Origin of the sequence: Shewanella sp. SM21, from assembly GCF_025654335.1 — a bacterium.
Classification (GTDB): Bacteria; Pseudomonadota; Gammaproteobacteria; order Enterobacterales; family Shewanellaceae; genus Shewanella; species Shewanella oncorhynchi.
On record NZ_JAKKRL010000002.1, the window covers coordinates 326,155 to 346,505 of the forward strand.

Below are 20,351 nucleotides of genomic sequence, written 5' to 3' on the forward strand. Positions count from 1 at the left end.
GATAGCCTAATGCGCTGCTTTACGACGTTGATCATCAACATCGACGCTGTCTGGGATCACAAAGGTGAACAAGGCTTTGTCTTTATTTGTGATGGCTTGCTGATTGCTTAAATCAAACAGGCTTAAATTACCTTTATCATCGGCAACATTAAAGTTGACTAACTGGGTATTTTTGAAACACACATTGACGGACAATATGCCCGAATCAATCGCCTTAGGTTTGATCTCATAGCAATCTTGTTTCTTGGACACTGAATACTGTGACCAAGTCGCATCGTCGCGGTGGACGAGCAATGCGATGGGAGATGCATTGATTGCTTCAGCAAAATCCATGATGACCACCTCTTCGGCGAAAGGATTGTAGATCCACAAATCTTTACCATCAGCGACAATCTGCGATTCATCGGGCTGGGTTAAATGCCAATAAAATTGATTCGGATACGCTAAGGCAAAAATGCCAGACCCTGTTTGAATAACCTTTTTATTGACATCTGTTACGGTTTGTTTGAAATCGGCTTTTAGTGACGCGGTACCAATCAATTTTTCCCTGAGCTGCTGCGCATCATCGGCAAACACAGCCGCGCTAAATAGCAAAGGTGAAGCTAACAACACAGCGCATAATCGTTTTTTCATTTTATTCCTTACCCTGTAAACCCTTGGGTGTATCAAAGCTACGCCTTAGCGCGGCTTAATAATGTTTTGGTGCTGGCGGCGCTAAGACTTCACGGTTACCGTTGTGGCCTTGAGCAGAAACAATACCTTGCGCTTCCATCTGTTCAATAATCCGTGCTGCACGGTTATAACCAATCTTAAATTTACGCTGTACGCTTGAAATCGAGCCGCGACGAGTTTCAGTCACAAAGGCAACTGCTTCATCGTATAACGGATCGTATTCTTCGTCTGATTCAGCGGTTTCACCAGGCAATAATACTTGTTCACCATCACTGGCACCGTTGAGGATTTCTTCGATATATTGCGGTTTGCCACGGGCGCACCAGTCGGCAACGACACGGTGAACTTCATGATCATCAACGAACGCACCATGAACACGATTCGGTACCGCAGTACCCGGTGGCAAAAATAACATGTCACCCATACCAAGCAAGGTTTCGGCACCCTGTTGATCTAAAATGGTGCGCGAATCGATACGCGATGACACTTGGAACGCCATACGTGTGGGAATGTTGGCTTTAATCAAGCCGGTAATCACATCCACTGACGGTCTTTGGGTTGCAAGAATTAAATGTATGCCTGCGGCACGCGCTTTTTGGGCAATACGGGCAATCAACTCTTCAACTTTTTTACCAACAATCATCATCATGTCAGCAAATTCATCGACCACGACAACAATCGATGGCAGCTTATCTAACGCAGGCGCTTCAGGCTCCATGCTGTCGGATGACTTCCACATAGGATCTAAAATCACTTCGCCATTGGCTTTCGCTTCGGCAATTTTAGCGTTATAGCCCTTGATGTTACGCACGCCCATCATAGACATCAGCTTGTAGCGACGTTCCATCTCGCCGACACACCAACGCAGCGCATTGGCAGCTTCTTTCATGTCGGTCACGACTTCACATAGCAAATGCGGAATGCCTTCATAGACAGACAATTCCAACATTTTGGGGTCGATCATGATAAAGCGTACATCTTCTGGGCCAGACTTATACAGTAAGCTGGTGATCATCACGTTTACACCCACAGACTTACCAGAGCCTGTAGTACCGGCTACCAATAAATGTGGCATTTTACCAAGATCAACAACAACTGGGTCACCGGCAATATCTTGACCTAACACCATAGTTAAGTTGGATTTACTCTCAGTAAAGGCAGCACAATCTAACACATCGCGCATAAACACGGTTTCGCGGAATTTATTGGGCAATTCAAGTCCGACATAAGCCTTACCCGGAATAACTTCAACCACGCGCACACTTTCAGCCAGTAATGAACGAGCTAAATCCTTTGATAGATTAGAGATTTTTGACGCTTTAACGCCCGGCGCTAATTCTAATTCAAAGCGTGTGATCACAGGACCTGGATACACACCCACTACATTGGCGATGATGTTGAAATCGGCCAATTTAAGCTCAACAAGGCGAGCGACTTGATCCAATTCCTCTGGGCTGATCGGATTCTTCTTACGGTCAGGTATGTCGAGCAAGTTAATACTCGGCAGAGGATCCATCGGTTTTTTCGGTGCGGGTTTGTCTTCTTGTCCTGGCAATACCACAATGCCATCGACAATTTTAGCTTTTTGATCTTGCTTATTACGCTGCGCTTGATTCACTGCACCTGTTGACACTTTAGTATCAAAATCAATGACATCATCATCGCTAAAACCTAGACTTTCATCGTCTTCATCTTCTGTAAATGCTTGACTGCTAAACACAGGCTCATTGTCATCATGATCGAATGAATGCGAATTTAAATCGGCATTGTCTTGCTCATCGGCATTTGAATGTTGAGGTTCAGCTAACCAAGGTGGCGCTTCAAAATTGCCATGGGCGGCCAAATCATCATTATCGATTTGTGGCTCAACCCGTTGTGCACTCTTACTTTTACTGCCATTCAAGCTCAGAATTTTTGCAAGCGCCGATAGTTTATTTTTTGGCGACGAATTATTCTCAGTTTCGGTAATAATACCTTCTGGTTCAATGACCATATCATCAGTGGCAGCATATAGCGTTGGGGTTATCTCAGCTCTACGACCAATATGACGCTCACGCACCTTAGGCTTTTCAACTATGGGGGGCTTTTCTAGCACATATTGGGATTCACGGCGCTGTTTAAACTTATCCACCACGGACATAAAACCACGGGTATCCTCGGTTTCATGCTCACGCTTCATCGCTTGCGGCAATAATTTTAACTTTTTATAAATCCAAATAGAGACTAAGCCGATTTTCTCGACCACAGTCAGCCAGCTAATCCCAGTCAACAGCGTAAAGCCTGAGCCCAAGAAACACAGCAGTAATAAGGTAGTGCCGAGTTTATTAAAATACGGCAACATAGCTTGACCGATCACATCACCCGCCACTCCGCCTGCCGAAAACTCGTAGATGTTGTTGGCATTCATACTCGCCAAAGCAGAAAATCCTAGAATGATCAGTAAAAATCCAATCAATCTCAGGGCCACTGAAAAGTAATCAATTTCAAGTAAATGATGGGCGCGCTTGAACAATAACCAACCCGTCGATGCGACAATGATTGGCATGATATAAGCCGTAACGCCGAAGAAATATAACAGAATATCGGCAATCCAAGCCCCTACTGCTCCGGTCCAGTTTTTAATATCGCCTTGAAAATGCGACTGACTCCAACCAGGATCAGACGGACTAAAACTCGTCAATGCGAGCAAAATATAAGTGGCGAGAACACAACAAATGATGAGTCCGCCTTCCAGCAGACGTTGCAGGCCAGTGAGCGTGCGTACACTATTTCCTTGAGACAAACGACGTAATCCATAAAAGTGAAAACAGGTGGGCTAACGATACCAGAATCCCACTAAATGTGGAGCACATTAGCCTGTTTTTCTATACAGAATTGGTCATGATTGGCAAAATTTAGTCTATTGAGGTGTTTTAGTGTGCTTTTGGGGAGGAATGAGTTATTACACAAACACTTCCGTTAACAAATTTGTTTAAAAATGCCACAAAAAGAAGCCCCTAAGTTAGCAAACTTAAGGGCAATACAAGGCTAATAGCAATAGGCGTTAAATGAGATGAACATATCGACGTTACTGATAAATAAGGGGCCTAAGCCCCTTATTGTAAAACCAAACAATCAGGGTAATTTAGATATCTGAGAGTAGATGATTTATCGCTACACGACTGGTGTGCTTAACTTCTTCCATCACAACATAAGTACGCGTGTCGGAAACAGAAGGTAATTTCAATAAAGTTTCACCTAACAAGCGACGATAAGCCGACATATCTGAAACACGAGTTTTCAGTAAGTAGTCAAAATCGCCTGAAACCAGATGACATTCTTGAATATCATCGAGTAGTTGCACTGCACGGTTAAACTTATCAAACACTTCGGGAGTATCACGGCTTAATGTGATTTCCACGAATACCAGTAGGGATGCACCCAAGAAATGAGGATTCACCAATGCGGTATAGCCATTGATGTAACCTTGCTTTTCGAGACGTTTTACTCTTTCTAAACACGGAGTTGGACTTAGTCCGACTCTTTTTGACAATTCCACATTTGAAATGCGGCCATCAAGTTGTAGTTCATTAAGAATGTTGCGATCGATGCGATCCAAGTCTTTTACAGGACTCTTTTTATTATATGCCATTTATTTAACCTTGCTTTATCACTAAAACAACATTTTATTCTACGTATGCCGAAAGTTCAGCAGCATAAACTGCGTCGCCGATACTATACTAGATATCCCTGAATTAATCACGTTCAGGTCACGATAAAATAACAATTATGCCCATTAAAAGTGGGATTTCAGGCAATTGAGGCTCAAAGATGATTATTGGTGTTCCCAAGGAAATTAAAAACCACGAATATCGTGTCGGTATGGTTCCTTCTAGTGTTCGCGAGTTGGCGATCAAAGGTCACGACGTTTTTGTTGAAACAAATGCAGGCATAGGTATTGGTTTTTCAGATCAAGATTATATTGATGCTGGCGCCACAATTTTAGCGACTGCTGCTGAAGTTTTTGCTAAAGCGCAGATGATTGTAAAAGTAAAAGAGCCTCAAGCAGTTGAACGCGCTATGTTGCGTCACGATCAGATTTTATTTACTTATCTGCATCTTGCTCCAGATTTACCGCAAACTGAAGATTTAATCAAAAGTGGTGCCGTATGTATCGCTTACGAAACTGTGACAGACGATCGTGGTGGCCTGCCTTTGCTTGCTCCTATGTCTGAAGTCGCTGGTCGTATGTCAATCCAAGCTGGCGCTATGGCGTTAGAGAAATCTTCTGGTGGCCGCGGTATGTTATTGGGCGGCGTACCGGGGGTTGAGCCTGCTAAAGTCGTCATTATCGGCGGCGGTATGGTTGGTACTAATGCAGCACAAGTGGCAGTTGGTATGGGTGCTGATGTTGTTGTGCTTGATCGCAGTATTGATGCTCTACGTCGTTTAAATGTGCAATTCGGTTCTGCTGTAAAAGCCATTTACTCAACTGCGGATGCAATTGAACGTCATGTTATTGAGGCCGATCTTGTGATCGGTGGTGTACTAATTCCTGGTGCTGCGGCGCCAAAATTGGTTACTCGTAGCATGATTTCACGTATGAAACCTGGCAGCGCTATCGTTGACGTGGCGATTGATCAAGGCGGTTGTGTTGAAACTTCACATGCCACTACTCACCAAGATCCGACCTACATCGTTGATGATGTTGTGCATTACTGTGTTGCAAATATGCCTGGTGCGGTCGCTCGCACTTCCACATTTGCGCTTAACAATGCAACCTTACCGTACATTCTCAAGTTAGCAAATTTAGGCTATAAAGAAGCGCTGTTGCAAGACAAGCATTTTCTTAATGGCTTAAACGTCATGCACGGTAAAGTGGTGTGTAAGGAAGTGGCTCACGCCCTAAACTTAGCGTTCACATCTCCTGCTACACTATTAGTATAAGTTTTTAATTAAATTAACTTTTTATGTGGATTTGAGCTAGCTTTACTTAGTATGTAATTCAAATCGGTCTCGATACAATTGAGGCCGATTTTTTATTGGGTAGAAATAGGCTCCACTGCGATCGCACCATCATATTTATACAAGTTCATCCCGTGCTTCATTTCGTGGTTCACACTTAAGCTATTTATTCACAGTAAAGTAAAACTGACACTCTCCATACTAAAACGGATGGACTCGATTAGTGCAATCTAAAAGAATCGCCCTCCAACACTTTACCCCCACAGGTAAATTCCCTACAATCCTTGCAATTTGCTAAAGGCACGGAGATAAAAATGAGCCAGGTCAGACATTGTAACTTATTGATTTTGGGTTCAGGCCCAGCAGGATATACCGCAGCCGTTTATGCTGCGCGTGCGAATTTAAAACCTGTGATGATCACAGGTATGCAACAAGGTGGTCAATTAACCACGACGACTGAAGTTGAAAACTGGCCAGGCGATGCGGACGACTTAACAGGTCCAGCCTTGATGGAACGTATGCAGAAGCATGCTGAAAAGTTCGATACTGAAATCTTGTTCGATCATATCAACGAAGTGACCCTTACCGAGCGCCCTTTCCGTTTGAAAGGCGATAACGGCGAGTACACCTGTGATGCGCTGATCATCGCAACTGGCGCTTCAGCCCGTTACTTAGGGTTAGAGTCAGAAGAAGCTTTCAAAGGTCGCGGTGTATCAGCCTGTGCAACCTGTGATGGCTTCTTCTATCGCAATCAAAAAGTCGCAGTGATCGGTGGCGGCAACACCGCCGTTGAAGAAGCACTGTACTTAAGCAATATTGCTGCTGAAGTTCACCTCATCCATCGCCGTGACACCTTCCGTTCAGAAAAAATCTTGATCGACCGTCTGATGGACAAAGTCGCCAATGGCAACATAATCCTTCACTTAGATCAAACCATGGATGAAGTTGTTGGTGATGCCATGGGTGTGACAGGTCTGAAGATGAAGAGCACTAAAGATAGCTCGATCACTGACTTAGCCGTTGCTGGTGTGTTCGTCGCTATTGGTCACAGCCCTAATACCGGTATTTTTGAAGGCCAGTTGGAAATGAACCACGGTTATTTAAAAGTTCAGAGTGGCTTGCAAGGTAACGCCACGCAAACCAGTATCGAAGGTGTTTATGCCTGTGGTGATGTGATGGACCAACATTATCGTCAAGCCATTACTTCTGCCGGCACAGGCTGTATGGCCGCACTCGATGCAGAGCGTTATTTAGACGCTAAAAAGTAACTAGACTCGATTTTTCAACGAATAGCAGGCTTAGCCTGCTATTTTTTTAGGTCAAAATTGTTAAGCAATAGCAAAAATTTTTGCGGGCTGTGCCAATCGACATTGTTCACGCACTCACATGTCTTTCCTTTGCGATTATTAATTCCGCACCACTTAGATAGTACTTATATAAGTTCTTAGGTAAGTAAAATCATTTCGTTAAGCCAAAAATGGCGCACAAAAAAAGGGACCAAATGGTCCCTTCTCTACAGCAACAAACTAATTTCTTAGTTTAACGCTTCTTTTGCTTTTTCAACTAAAGTTGCAAATACAACTTTGTCGAATACAGCGATGTCAGCCAAAATCTTACGATCGATTTCGATAGACGCCTTTTTCAGACCGTTGATGAAACGGCTGTAAGACAGACCATTTTGACGAGCAGCAGCATTAATACGTGCAATCCAAAGTTGACGGAATTGACGTTTTTTCTGACGACGGTCACGGTAAGCATATTGACCAGCTTTAGTTACTGCTTGAACAGCAACACGGTAAGTACGGCTACGAGCGCCATAATAACCTTTAGCTAGTTTTAAAACTTTCTTGTGACGAGCACGAGCGGTTACACCACGCTTAACTCTTGGCATTTTCTAATCTCCTAAATTAAGCGTAAGGTAATTGACGCGCGATTGCTGGAACGTCAGCTTTTGATACTAAACATTTTGCACGTAAGTGACGTTTACGTTTAGTGCTTTTTTTCGTCAAAATGTGACGTAAGTGTGCTTGCTTGCGCTTGAAACCATTAGCGGTTTTCTTAAAACGCTTCGCTACACCCTTGTCTGTTTTCATTTTAGGCATTTCTAAAACTCCGCATTGGGATGTTTAATAAAAAGCAAGGCGAGCAAAGGCCATAGACCTTTGCTACTTTAAGTTTTGCCCTACTTATTTCTTTTTAGGCGCTAGCACCATAATTGCTTGTCGGCCTTCCATTTTCGGGAAAGATTCAACAACCGCATACTCGTCCAAATCAGCCTTGATACGGTTCAATAGATCCATACCCAGGTTTTGGTGTGCCATTTCGCGACCTCGGAAACGAAGCGTAATCTTCGCTTTGTCCCCGTCTTCCAGAAAACGTATCAGGTTGCGTAGTTTTACCTGATAGTCGTTTTCGTCAGTTCCAGGACGGAATTTAATTTCCTTGACCTGAACCTGCTTTTGCTTCTTCTTTTGTTCCTTGGCTGACTTAGCCTTATCAAAAAGGAACTTACCGTAGTCCATAATGCGACATACTGGAGGTTCAGCATTTGGGCTGATTTCTACTAGGTCTACACCTGCTTCATCTGCCAAATTCTGAGCATCTCTGATGCTTACCACACCAATAGCTTCACCATCAATGCCTGTTAAGCGTACTTCTGGTACACCTGTGATTTCTTCATTGATTCTATTAGGGGCCGGCTGACGCCCTGCTGTTTTTTTGATCTTTATGACCTATTCCTCCAACAATTTGAGACTACGGAGCGAAATCTGTTGATGGATTTTAGTGGCGAAATCTTCAAGTCGCATCTTACCTAAATCGATACCATCACGGGTACGCACCGCTACTTCCTTATTTTCCATTTCTTGATCGCCAACGACCAACAAATAAGGGACACGCCTTAAGGTGTGCTCGCGTATTTTAAAGCCTATTTTCTCATTCCTCAAGTCAAAAGACGCTCGAATACCTTGTTCTTTGAAGAATTTTACGACTTCTTCAACATAATCAGCCTGTTTATCGGTGATATTCATCACGACAACTTGCATTGGGGCTAACCAAGTTGGGAAACGTCCTGCATATTCTTCTATCAAGATACCCAAGAATCGTTCCAAAGAGCCTAAAATAGCACGATGGATCATCACTGGGGTCTGACGGCTGTTATCTTCGGCAACGTAAGTTGCACCAAGACGGCTTGGCAACGCATAATCGAGCTGCACAGTACCACATTGCCACGCTCGGTCCAAACAATCGTGTAAAGTAAATTCGATTTTGGGTCCGTAGAACGCACCTTCGCCAGGCAAAATAGTGAATTCAATATTATTGGCACGCAGAGCTTGCTTAAGTGCTTCTTCCGCTCTGTCCCACATCGCATCGTCACCGATACGTTTCTCTGGGCGAGTCGACAGTTTTACTACGATATTTTCAAAGCCGAAGGTAGCGTAAGTATCGTAAACCATCTGGATACAGGCACTCACTTCCTCTTGAACTTGGCTGTCAGTACAGAAAATATGGGCGTCATCTTGCGTAAAGCCACGTACACGCATTAATCCGTGTAACGAGCCTGAAGGTTCATTACGGTGACAGCAACCAAATTCAGCCATACGCAATGGCAGATCGCGGTAAGATTTTAACCCTTGGTTGAAGATCTGCACGTGGCCTGGGCAGTTCATTGGCTTGATGGCGTATTCGCGATTTTCGCTGCTGGTCGTGAACATGGCTTCTGAGTATTTATCCCAGTGACCAGAACGTTCCCACAACACGCGGTCCATCATTAATGGGCCTTTTACTTCTTGGTAAGTGTATTGGTTTAGCTTACGGCGAATGAATCTTTCTAATTCGAGGAAGATGCTCCAACCGTCATTATGCCAAAACACCATACCCGGTGCTTCTTCTTGCATGTGATACAAGTCGAGCTGCTTACCGATTTTACGGTGGTCACGCTTAGCCGCTTCTTCAAGACGGGTTAAGTGTGTGCTCAGGGCTTTTTTGTCGGCCCAAGCGGTACCATAGATACGTTGCAACATCTTGTTTTCTGAGTTGCCACGCCAGTAAGCGCCGGCAATGCTCATTAATTTAAAATGCTGGCAGAAACGCATGTTAGGTACGTGCGGTCCACGACACATGTCAGTGTATTCTTCGTGATGATACAGCGCAGGCGTCGCATCTTTGCTGATGTTCTCATCCAGAATGGCAATCTTATAATCTTCACCGCGCGCAGCGAATGTATCACGGGCTTCTTGCCAGCTAACGACACGTTTTACTACGTCATAGTTGGTTTTTGCCAGTTGAAGCATGCGCTTTTCTAATGCGTCGATGTCATCTTGAGTCAACTTGTGCTCAAGGTCGATATCATAGTAGAAGCCATTATCGATAACAGGACCAATCGCCATCTTGGTTTCTGGCCACATTTGCTTAATCGCGTGACCTAATAAATGCGCACAAGAATGGCGAAGAATTTCAACACCTTCTTCGTCTTTGGCGGTAATGATTGATAGCTCAGCATCGGTTTCAATGAGATCGCAAGCATCTTTTAATTCGCCATTAACGCGGCCAGCGATACAAGCTTTCGCTAAACCAGGGCCAATATCGGCGGCAACATCGAGGGTCGATACAGCATGAGCAAACTCGCGTTTGCTACCATCGGGAAGTGTAATTACAGGCATGAAATGTCCTTTCCAGTGGTGACCCACACGTAGGGCCACTTGGTTTTAGTTAATGTAAGAGAAATGCTCGCTAGGTTAAGACAGTACAGGAGTCTTAGCCGCCTTGCGTAGCAGGGCGTTTATTCTAAGGGATTGTAGCTAAAAGGCGCAAGCATATTGACCAGAATTGGGATTGGAAACAAAAAGCAAATTCATGATTTTGCAGTGTCTTGGTAACTTCTTGGTCATCTAACTCCCCTATTCTAGCGCCAGTTTATTGGGCATCACTGAAAACATGACAAGGGAGTTGATATGTTGAACTGCATTCTACTGGCTGTAACACTCACGCACACTGCAACCGCTTTACCTGAGCCGCAGGTGAAAATTACAAGCAAATCTTTGATTGATACTCAAGTGTTACTCGTTGATATTAAAAGTGAACTTGAGCAACAGATGCAGCGTTTAACGCTGGATATTACCCAAGATGCCCGCGATGGCGTGTTACACAGCAGTGAAATGGAGGGGTTAGTGACGGTAAAGGACTAGTTTTTAGAAGAGATAATGATCCAACAAGAAAATATTTAACCAGAAGGTCTATCATGCTGCGTTTTGAGACCGACTTCATCTAAGTCAGTGCACTGCACTCTGCTGTATACTCAAATAGGAAGCACATAAAGCGCACTCAGGTTTCGAATATCGACAAAGCGCAGACAATATAAGCGATAAGCGTACGAAGTATGAGATGCGTTGATTGAGCAGAGCGATTCGCTCTATTGGCGATAAGGAGTTGCACCATGAGAGTCATGAACAAAGTTATTGCTTGTCCCCACTGCGGGCACCATCAAGATATCAGTATCGATGCCAGCTGTGGAGACCAAGATTATTACGATGACTGCCGAATTTGTTGTAATCCGATTCACTTACGCTTACACATCGATGAATCGAGACGGACGGTTGAGCTGTATATCGATTCAGACGACGAGCAAATCTATTAAACGAGATTGCACTACACGCTGCGATGTCACAAAACTAACGTGCTTGTTCGTTAAAACGCCTGGCCAGCACGCGCTCGACTGTGTCGACGATAATTTGTGTTTGGCTGTCGATCTCAATATTGAGTTCATCACCCACTTTATACTGACTTAAATTGGTCAGTTTTAGAGTTTCAGGAATTAAGTGCAACTTAAAACCGGAGTCACTCACCTCGCCAACCGTTAAACTACAGCCATTAACACCAACAAAACCTTTATAAAAAATGTAATCCATCCATTTAGGCTCAATGCCCAGTGTCAGATCATAATGCTGTTCTGTATGGCTAATATCGATGACTTTGGCCTTAGTATGGATATGGCCAGAGAGAATGTGCCCACCAATTTCACTACCAAAAGTTAACGAACGCTCAACATTAACGCTTTGACCTATAGACAAATTAGTCAGATTCGTCAGTCGCAAGGTCTCTTCCACTACGTCGAAAAATACCCTATCATCAACGACCTGAGTCACAGTAAGACATACCCCGTTATTTGCCACACTTGCACCTATCGCAAGTCCCTCATGCAAATCAGGTTCGAACGCTACCTCAAGGGTATTTAGGCCATCTTTCTTATGTATTGCAACCACCTCGCAGGTGGCTTGAACTATACCTGTAAACATTTTCTGCTCGCTTAATCGTTAAAGGCTGTATTTATGAATCATTCAGGCTATCAAGCCAAACGTTTAATCCAACTGGCGCTGCCGGTACTGATAGCTCAGGTCACTCAGACCATGATGGGCTTTATTGATACCGTTATGGCGGGCCGTGTTAGCGCGGTTGATATGGCCGCTGTTGCGGTCGGCACTAGCCTTTGGTTACCCGCTATTCTTTTCGTCCAAGGTTTACTGATGGCTTTTACGCCTTTGTTTGCCCACTACAATGGAGCGAATAATCAAAAAGCCATCCAACCTTTGGCCTTTCAAGGTGCCTATCTTGCCATCATTGGCGGCATTGGCGTGATGGTTTTCCTCGCATCTGCGCCCTTTGTGCTTAGCCATATGGATTTAGAACCCGAATTATACCGCTTAACCATAGGATATCTCGACGGTATTTTATGGGGCGCACCCGCATTTGTGCTTTATCAAGTGCTACGTGGCTGCAGTGAAGGTATATCCTATACCTTACCGACCATGGTCATTGGTTTTGTCGGTCTAGCCGTAAATATCCCCGCTAACTATATTTTTATTTATGGACACTTTGGCGTACCGGCCATGGGCGGCGCAGGCTGTGGTATCGCCACTGCTCTCGTATTCTGGGCCATGCTAGTTGCCATGACCATTTACATGCAGTTGCATAAAAAATTCGCGGCTTTAGCTCCCTTCAGTAAATTTCATCGCCCAGATTTTGAAACGATGAAGAAAATGACCAAACTCGGCATGCCGATAGCAATGGCGCTGTTTTTTGAAGTGAGTTTATTTGCCATCATAGCGCTATTACTCGCGCCACTTGGCGCAACAGTGGTCGCAAGTCACCAGATTGCGCTCAACTTTTCTGCCATCGTATTTATGCTGCCGTTATCTATCGGTATCGCGGTATCGATTCGGATTGGTTATTACTTAGGCCGTGATCGCGCTGATATTTCCGCGGTGGTCACTAAAGTGGGCTTATGGCTGGCACTATCCCTTGCTCTAACGACAGCGGTTTTGACCGTCTTATTTAGATTCCAAATTGCGAAACTTTATAATGGTGATCCTGAAGTGGTTGCCTTAGCCGGCAGCTTGATGTTGATGGCAGCCCTGTATCAATTATCTGATTCAGTTCAAGTGGTCGCAGCGGGTGCTCTTCGCGGTTATAAAGATACACGCAGCGCTTTTTATATCACGCTGTTTTCCTACTGGGGCATTGGTATGTCACTCGGTTATACCTTAGCTTATACGGACCATATCGTTCCCGCGATGGGTGCCCATGGATTCTGGGCAGGATTGATTGCGGGCTTGACCTCAGCAGCGCTGTTATTTTTCATTCGTCTGCGTTACATCCAAAAGCATGGCGTGCATTTGAGCCTTATTGAAGGTGACAGTGTTCACCATTGATTGCATTAATGGCGAGCGACAGTGCTCGCCTTTTGGTTTATCAGTTTGATTTCGATGCATTCTCTGAAGTAAAACGAATAAAAAATTGCGGTTTTATCGGCGGCATTGTTGAAACACTGGGCAAGTTGCACAGCAATTCACCATTTGACGACAAATTTGTTTTTTTTGCTTGCCAGCCCTGCGCTATGCCCCTAATATAGCGCTCGTTCCAAGGCGCAACGCTTTTGAATAGCTTGTTAAATTTTGCGATGCACCCGTAGCTCAGTTGGTTAGAGCACTACCTTGACATGGTAGGGGTCGGTGGTTCGAGTCCACTCGGGTGTACCACTCTCTTCACAGAGTATAAAAAGTGAAATTCAAACAGTGCACCCGTAGCTCAGTTGGTTAGAGCACTACCTTGACATGGTAGGGGTCGGTGGTTCGAGTCCACTCGGGTGTACCATTTCTTATTATGTATTTCATTAATCCCCCTCTGCTTATCAAGCTAAATACAATTAATCTACCTTTGTTTTTTATTTAAAATTCATTCCCAAATATCTCAAAGTTCAAGATCCAAAGTAATATCTTGTGCTAAATCAAATATTCGCAGTGGTATTTCTACGCCCTCTCCAATCCTTTTAAACGAGCTGCCTAAAAATTTCTGACTAAGTACGGCATCGAACAGACACTCGAAGGTTAAGGTCGCAGAATAATGCATTCAAAGTCTGTTCGTTGAAAATAGCGTTAAGACAATCATCTGCAATTATCATCACCGCTCAATAGTGAGCGATCCTATCTGCATTTAGCGAGGAAATCCCAATGTCGAATGAAGGTTATCATGAACCCATTACTGAACTCACAGATAAAACCAAGGACATGCACCGTGCACTTACATCACTGATGGAAGAGCTTGAAGCAATAGACTGGTATAACCAAAGAGTTGATGCGTGCAAAAAGAATGAGTTGAGAGAGATACTCATACATAATCGAGATGAAGAAAAAGAACATGCTGCAATGCTACAAGAATGGATAAGGAGACAAGATCCGAGCTTTGATAAACAGCTAAAACATTACCTTTTTACAGATACGCCTGTTGCTCACACAGCTATTGTTCACAAATAAGTATTCAATCTGGCTGTTTGAGTAAGCCATTTTCGTGAGCAAACGCCTTTAGTCACTAAGCTGCCGTTCTTATAATACAAACCTCTGTATGTGTTATTGCACCATTTAGCTCATCTCATACAACCTTGCTGAATACTAGCGTGCAAACTGTAATGCTTCGGACTTAGTGACTTTCATTTTTAGCGTGAAGGACTTCACCTAATGCTACCTTAACGAAATATCTTGCGTGTAAACCATATCTCGCGTGTAAATCTTAGGCGTACAGGACCTTTCAATCTCAGTATGGCGAGCACTGCCGTGCAAGAAAAACGAGCGATGTCAGCCATTTTTGAACGACTAAAAACATCACTCACTATTTTTAGCTACCTACGGCAATTAGAAATGACGACTCAATATTGAGGTCATACATGACTTAGGCTTTATCACTCAAATTTTACCGAGTAGAAGGAGTATAACGAGGATCAATACTACCAAACCTAATCCACCGCTCGGGCCGTACCCCCAGCTCTTACTGTGTGGCCAAGTCGGAGCCACACCGATCAGCATCAGAATCAAAACCACTAATAATATTGTTCCTATACTCATGAGAGTCTCCTAGACATTATGGATATAACTCGAACTAGAAATCTTAATCAATATGACTAAGATCCTTTTAAATACCCACATTAAGCTGCCAAACTTTATGCTTAAGGTGCTTACTTAATTGTAAAAGCCGCTGACATCAACTGTGTTTGTCGGCATCCTTAGCAGCTTCTTTTACATTACCAATTGCTTTTTGAGTTTTACCTTTTATCTGTTTCTGAACCCCTTTCATCTGCTGTTTCGGGTTGCCAACGATCTCACCAATTTTTTGCTGCACTTTGCCTGCTGCGTCTTTTATTGAACCTTCTATCTGGTCTTTGTTCATGGTCAATTTCCTTTTGTTGTTGATATAACATCTAAATAATAATGAGCGCTAACAATCAGCTATGAGCTATTGTTCATTTTTAGTAAATAGCGTTTAGTAAACATCTAAATATTTTTAGTAAAAATCTTAGTTGGTAAAATATCAGTAAAGCGACATAGAAATTAGGCTAAAATTAATTCCGCGGTGTTTTCATAAAATTGTGTGACTGGCTCCACATCAATCATACCGTGTCAACTTAGGTATTAATGCTACAATATGACATTGGTTTAAATAGGAAAATATTTTGTAGCAATCTTGAATTTTATCTTAAGTATAAATTGTGGCGATCATTTTATTTACTGAAATCTAGTATTAACCATGACTGAATTCCATTATTTAATTACCTAGTGATTTTCCAACTAAACGACATCATAATGATGAGCCACAACATCAATATAAATAACATAAAATATCTTATTAAGATAAAGCTTACCCATTAAAGGCATATCAATCTAAACTCTGTATCCAATTTATAATTTATCTAAAAGTGTGTCTGTGCGATAGCGTACACATTATAAATATTTTAATACATAATTTAACTTAAAACATCATCTGATACCTAATATAGCTACATTTGCGTATGTCATAGATGCCATTAAAAATATGAATATGAGTATTCAGTGGCTAAACTAAGAAGGAACTAAGAGGTATAACTCTAAAAACGTTAAAATGGTCTAGAGGTGTTCATAGCATCTTGTAGAACTTAGAGAACCACAGTTGGTAGTCTAAGGTTTTTAGCACCAACTAGCCTCGACTGCTGATTTTTACAATAATGCTTCTATATTCGCAAGAAGAACACGATAACCTACGTTACCATAAAATATTTGTCTACCTTCGTCGATAATATAGCTTGGACTGCCTTGTAGGTTTTGTTGTGCTGACTTTTGGTAGTTGCTCATTAATGCGGCTATAGCAGAACCATCATGAACGCTTGAGGTGATTTTTTTCTGTTCCAGCCCATAGAAATCAACCAGATCATAAAGTATTTCAAGCTTACCAATATCCAATGCGTCGATAAAAAATGCACTCCGAAATTTCAATGCCATATTGATACTGGTGTTTTTGTCATAGATAAGTTCAATGGCTTTAAGCACTAAATGAGCATTGGCCGACGTTGTCGGTCTGACTTCTGTCCATATTTTTGAGTTTGTGGGAACGTCATCACGGATAGATGCAGATTTATGTACATGCTCTGCAAAACCATTATATTGACCTTTCTGTTTCCATTGCGTCTCAATTTTTGTTTGAACATCACCAAATACATCAAGATAATGATATTTAAAATAAATTTTATTTTCTAACTTTTGATTTAACTCATCAATACGTTGTTGTGCAACCCAAGCCCACACACAAAGAATATCAGAATAGTAATCAATGATCAGGGGTTGATTCATGTTAATCCTTAATAAGGTGGCAGTTTAAGTCATTCACTCTAGTTTCAAGGCTAATCAATAATTATTGTGATGGCAGATCTACTTGTTACCCACATGAAGTCAAGGTTTCAATATCTAAACTACAGAATAAATACCGAAGCTACACTGAGCAATAGGTACAAGGATGTGATTTTTAGCAGACATACTAGAAGTCATCAATTTGTTTCATATTACGTGCCAGTAATCGCTTTTCAGCTTCTTCAAGGGACAGTATATTGCTAAGAAATTCTGTTACGGAAGGTGCAGAACTGCAGTTTTGTAGATATTCAAACAGCCCTACAATATTTTTATGATACTCAAGTGTGGCCATCGCTATTTCATCCGTATCCATCCTCTTAAACGGATGTTCACCTATGGTGTTAAAAGGAATAGCGGTTTTTTCATAATAATGCCGACAATAAGTGTTAAGTGCATTGCTATTGCCATTATCTTCGAACTGCCTGATAACCAGTGCCATTTTTTGCTCGTGGGCTGAAATATACTCCAACAGTAATCCGCTTCTTTCGCTATCATTTGTAAGTGCGCAATGTGCCGCAAATGCATGCAGCCGTTGGTGTATATTTCTAGTCCATTGCATAACATCATAAAGCGTTTCTATTTGCATATTATTCTCCTCAAAACGGGAGTCCTTGGTCTTTACTGTGAAAAGTGAATCACTTTTCTATGCATTGATGAAAGTAAACTTACTAAACAAGCCCATATTTACTATGACATTATGTCTCATTAAAAGTGCAGTTTTGAAATGATTATTAACTAAATAGTCAAACGCTGATGTCTATTATTAATGATATGAATTATTGACAACTTGTCATCAACATAAAATACTTTATAGGTCCAACAACGGCTTAATCTATATAACACCTGGTCTTTAGCTTAAAAAGCTGGCGATAAGCCACAACCTTGTAATAAGGCTAATGGCATGAGTATACCTATATTTTTCTATTGACTCTGTTCGTTGCCGCACTGATTGTTGACAATACAATGCGCACAAGAAAAAGGGTAAACTACCAACACAATACGTTGCCATTCCATAACTAGATTGAAGGGCATCATCTTCCCGCTTTCAGTTAATAACAGTATTATATTTTTGAACGAACCATAGGTGAGTTAGCCCAATATTTACCGATATCAGTACTGAGTCGTTAATACGCACGAAACAAGCCATCAAAATATTGGGAATAACAATAATAGAAGATAAAAAAGGAGTCGCCGATAACGCGGCTACTCCTTTTATTTAGCGGAAAATTTAAAAGCGGTAATTAAAGCTCAGGGTCACATTACGTGGGGTTCCGTAATGATACACGCTATATGCTTCGGACATTGAGGCAGAGGCAGACATATAAGCATAATATTTTTCATCTAATAGGTTCTCTACGTTAAGTTGCAGATCCATATTGTCAGTAAGGTTATAACGAGCCATCAGGTTGACTAAAGAGTAAGCATCCTGATCGATTTTTACTGTCCCCCCTTCAGAGTAACTATCACTCTGCCAGTTAATACCACCACCCACGGTCAATTCAGGCAGGTAATCAACAAACTGATAAGTTGTGAATAGTTTAAACTGTTTGCGAGGGCTAGTAGCCGCCACTTTTTTTCCGTCAGCATCTTCCGCTGTAAACTGCGAGTAGCCAGCCGTGATATTCCACCCATCGATAAACTCCCCCACCACTTCTAACTCAAAGCCTGTACTCTCAGTACCTTGAGCAGCTTTGTAATAAGTGGTTGGAGTACCGTCAACAATGATAGTCCCAGCGGCTGTTGCCAGATTATCCTGTTCAATCTTAAACAGTGCCACAGCAGTGTGCAGACGATCATCTAGATAAGCGCTCTTTAAACCAATTTCATAGGCTTTACCTTCGAGTGGATCTAAATAATCACCGTTAATATCCTTACTGTTCTGCGGATTAAATATTTCGGTATAACTGGCGTAAACACGATGCTCTTCGTTTATGTCATACAAGGCGCCAACATAAGGAACGAACACGCCATCATCACCAAAGTTAGTATCAGTACCATAACTGATCCCTTCGCGGTTCCAACTAGAAATACGGCCACCGGCAATCACTTTTAAATCATCGGTAATTGTCAGCCGCGTTGCTGCGTAGAAACCTTTCTGCTCGGTATCCATATTTAACTGGCGATTGGCATTTGTTGACCATTCAGGCTCTTCAAAGGCGTTGCTTTGCCAATCATAAAAGTTTTCAACTGCCTTTGAGTCCCAGCCCGTCATATTCTCACGGATGGGTTCATAGGTATCTGCATAGGATTTCTGTTTGCTGTATAAGGCACCAGTCACAAATTGATGCTCACGGTTAAAGAGTTGGTAATCGCCTTTCAACTGAAAATCGAAATTATCAGAGTTACTTTCACCATGGCTGTGATAACGCTGGCCGCTCAATCCTGCACCGGTTTCTTTATTCAGCAAGCCAGACATATAGATCATTTTGGTGGTGGTTTCATATTCCATGCGATTATAGTTCGCCACCAACTGCCAACCATTGCTGAAATAATGGTTCAAGTTAGCAAAATAGTTGATGTTAGTCGTTTCCCAACGGCTCCAATCTGCCGCTGTTGTAGTAGAAACATCCCAATCAGTAACTGAACCATCGCTGAATACTGCTGGTAATGCACCCCACATCGCTCCTTTGGGGTTATTGTTATTGTAACTACCGCCGACGCGCAGCATAGTGTTGTCAGTAATGTCTGAATCAATTACGCCGTAAAGAATGGTCTTACGGTCTTGATAAAGATCCTGATAAGAATCGCTATTGACATATTTCGCGACCATGCGACCACGTACACTGCCACTGTCGTTGAGGCCATTAGAAACATCTGCGGTAACTTGTTTTTTATCCCAGCTACCCGTAGCAACATCAACATAGCCCTTAAGTTCGTCACTGTCGGCATGTTTGCGCACTAGGTTGATTGAAGCAGAAGGATCCCCTGCTCCCGTTAGTAAGCCTGTTGCACCACGCACCACCTCTACACGCTCGTACAGAGAGATATCTGACACAGTCTCACCTGCATCGCCCCCCAAACTCCAAGATAAAGGTACGCCATCGATCTGGTAATTCTGAACCGCAAAACCACGGGCCATAAAGCCATTTCGAACGTTATCTGTTTTAGATGAAGACAAACCTACTGTGTTATTAACCACATCAACAACGGTATTGAGTGCCTGATCCTGGATCCGTTCAGCGGTCAAGATGCTCACTGACTGTGGCGTTTCCTGCAGTGACAGCCCTAAACCTGTGGCGGTATCAATGGTTCGACTCACAGTGTACTTGCCCATCACTGTGATTTTTTCAATATTTTGATCATTTGCATCTGCTGCAGAAGACGGCTCTGCAGCCAAAACTGACAAAGGGTTTAATGCCAAAGTAATGGCAGACGCGAGAGGTAGTAGATAAAAGCGCATAGTAATTTAGGGAGTTTATTTAGGATGAACATACGGTAACACTATTGCGAATCACTTTCATTTGTATTTTGGTGATGTATATAACAAATTCATCATTTATTAATGAGGAATAAACGTCCCCGTTGTGTTTA

At 42.6% G+C, this 20,351-nt stretch carries 19 protein-coding genes and 2 tRNA genes; 8 read left to right on the forward strand and 13 right to left on the reverse strand.

From position 1 onward, the window contains the following. Positions 1–6 precede the first annotated feature (6 nt). The 3 genes from lolA to lrp all read right to left on the reverse strand — a co-directional run bounded on the left by lolA (position 7) and on the right by lrp (position 4,303). The gene (gene lolA / locus L5L94_RS03570; protein ID WP_131525571.1) at positions 7–633 is read right to left on the reverse strand and encodes an outer membrane lipoprotein chaperone LolA; all 627 of its coding nucleotides are present in this window, start codon (positions 631–633) and stop codon (positions 7–9) included. Positions 634–688: 55 nt separating this feature from the next. Continuing rightward, positions 689–3,454, reverse strand: a complete 2,766-nt coding sequence (locus tag L5L94_RS03575) for a DNA translocase FtsK (RefSeq protein ID WP_263161195.1) — start codon at positions 3,452–3,454, stop codon at positions 689–691. 342 nt (positions 3,455–3,796) lie between these two features. After that, entirely contained in the window at positions 3,797–4,303 is a 507-nt protein-coding gene (gene lrp, locus L5L94_RS03580; protein ID WP_006081649.1) for a leucine-responsive transcriptional regulator Lrp, read from the reverse strand. A 179-nt stretch (positions 4,304–4,482) separates the two neighbouring features. Between lrp and ald the strand changes: the two genes are divergently transcribed. Next, entirely contained in the window at positions 4,483–5,598 is a 1,116-nt protein-coding gene (gene ald / locus L5L94_RS03585) for an alanine dehydrogenase (RefSeq protein ID WP_028759938.1), read from the forward strand. A 332-nt stretch (positions 5,599–5,930) separates the two neighbouring features. Next, positions 5,931–6,884: a thioredoxin-disulfide reductase gene (gene trxB, locus L5L94_RS03590; protein WP_105252502.1), complete on the forward strand. Its 954-nt coding sequence runs from the start codon at positions 5,931–5,933 to the stop codon at positions 6,882–6,884. A 266-nt stretch (positions 6,885–7,150) separates the two neighbouring features. Here the strand turns inward: trxB and rplT are convergent, their stop codons facing one another. From rplT to thrS, 4 genes are all read right to left on the reverse strand, one after another. Next, positions 7,151–7,507, reverse strand: a complete 357-nt coding sequence (gene rplT / locus L5L94_RS03595) for a 50S ribosomal protein L20 (protein WP_006081652.1) — start codon at positions 7,505–7,507, stop codon at positions 7,151–7,153. Positions 7,508–7,523: 16 nt separating this feature from the next. After that, the gene (rpmI, locus tag L5L94_RS03600) at positions 7,524–7,718 is read right to left on the reverse strand and encodes a 50S ribosomal protein L35 (protein ID WP_006081653.1); all 195 of its coding nucleotides are present in this window, start codon (positions 7,716–7,718) and stop codon (positions 7,524–7,526) included. 84 nt (positions 7,719–7,802) lie between these two features. Further along, entirely contained in the window at positions 7,803–8,345 is a 543-nt protein-coding gene (infC, locus tag L5L94_RS03605) for a translation initiation factor IF-3 (protein ID WP_012089240.1), read from the reverse strand. Between the two features lie 3 nt (positions 8,346–8,348). Further along, positions 8,349–10,277: a threonine--tRNA ligase gene (gene thrS / locus L5L94_RS03610; RefSeq protein WP_028759936.1), complete on the reverse strand. Its 1,929-nt coding sequence runs from the start codon at positions 10,275–10,277 to the stop codon at positions 8,349–8,351. A 291-nt stretch (positions 10,278–10,568) separates the two neighbouring features. Here thrS and L5L94_RS03615 point away from each other — a divergent pair, with 291 nt between their 5' ends. Both L5L94_RS03615 and L5L94_RS03620 read left to right on the forward strand, forming a co-directional pair. After that, on the forward strand, positions 10,569–10,802 hold the full coding sequence (locus L5L94_RS03615; protein ID WP_028759935.1) for a hypothetical protein: 234 nt from the start codon (positions 10,569–10,571) through the stop codon (positions 10,800–10,802). Between the two features lie 248 nt (positions 10,803–11,050). Then, on the forward strand, positions 11,051–11,251 hold the full coding sequence (locus L5L94_RS03620; protein ID WP_028759934.1) for a CPXCG motif-containing cysteine-rich protein: 201 nt from the start codon (positions 11,051–11,053) through the stop codon (positions 11,249–11,251). Positions 11,252–11,285: 34 nt separating this feature from the next. Here L5L94_RS03620 and L5L94_RS03625 read toward each other — a convergent pair whose 3' ends face one another. Then, positions 11,286–11,909, reverse strand: coding sequence for a riboflavin synthase subunit alpha (locus L5L94_RS03625; RefSeq protein WP_263161199.1), 624 nt, complete (start codon positions 11,907–11,909; stop codon positions 11,286–11,288). 33 nt (positions 11,910–11,942) lie between these two features. On the opposite strand from L5L94_RS03625, the gene L5L94_RS03630 reads away from it, so the two are divergent. The 4 genes from L5L94_RS03630 to L5L94_RS03645 all read left to right on the forward strand — a co-directional run bounded on the left by L5L94_RS03630 (position 11,943) and on the right by L5L94_RS03645 (position 14,423). Continuing rightward, positions 11,943–13,322, forward strand: coding sequence for an MATE family efflux transporter (locus L5L94_RS03630; RefSeq protein ID WP_028759932.1), 1,380 nt, complete (start codon positions 11,943–11,945; stop codon positions 13,320–13,322). A gap of 250 nt (positions 13,323–13,572) precedes the next feature. Continuing rightward, positions 13,573–13,649, forward strand: a tRNA-Val gene (locus L5L94_RS03635). A gap of 38 nt (positions 13,650–13,687) precedes the next feature. Then, a tRNA-Val gene (locus L5L94_RS03640) sits at positions 13,688–13,764 on the forward strand. 356 nt (positions 13,765–14,120) lie between these two features. Further along, positions 14,121–14,423 carry an encapsulin-associated ferritin-like protein gene (locus L5L94_RS03645; RefSeq protein ID WP_263161202.1) on the forward strand — a complete coding sequence of 101 codons (303 nt, stop codon included), beginning with the start codon at positions 14,121–14,123 and terminating at the stop codon, positions 14,421–14,423. A 426-nt stretch (positions 14,424–14,849) separates the two neighbouring features. Here L5L94_RS03645 and L5L94_RS03650 read toward each other — a convergent pair whose 3' ends face one another. The 5 genes from L5L94_RS03650 to L5L94_RS03670 all read right to left on the reverse strand — a co-directional run bounded on the left by L5L94_RS03650 (position 14,850) and on the right by L5L94_RS03670 (position 20,220). Continuing rightward, positions 14,850–15,002, reverse strand: coding sequence for a DUF3309 family protein (locus L5L94_RS03650; protein WP_301553935.1), 153 nt, complete (start codon positions 15,000–15,002; stop codon positions 14,850–14,852). 142 nt (positions 15,003–15,144) lie between these two features. Next, positions 15,145–15,330, reverse strand: a complete 186-nt coding sequence (locus tag L5L94_RS03655; RefSeq protein WP_131524760.1) for a CsbD family protein — start codon at positions 15,328–15,330, stop codon at positions 15,145–15,147. Between the two features lie 803 nt (positions 15,331–16,133). After that, positions 16,134–16,763, reverse strand: a complete 630-nt coding sequence (locus tag L5L94_RS03660) for a DsbA family protein (RefSeq protein ID WP_263161206.1) — start codon at positions 16,761–16,763, stop codon at positions 16,134–16,136. 184 nt (positions 16,764–16,947) lie between these two features. Further along, entirely contained in the window at positions 16,948–17,406 is a 459-nt protein-coding gene (locus L5L94_RS03665; protein ID WP_263161209.1) for a hypothetical protein, read from the reverse strand. Positions 17,407–18,048: 642 nt separating this feature from the next. Beyond that, the gene (locus L5L94_RS03670; protein ID WP_263161212.1) at positions 18,049–20,220 is read right to left on the reverse strand and encodes a TonB-dependent siderophore receptor; all 2,172 of its coding nucleotides are present in this window, start codon (positions 20,218–20,220) and stop codon (positions 18,049–18,051) included. Positions 20,221–20,351 lie beyond the last annotated feature (131 nt).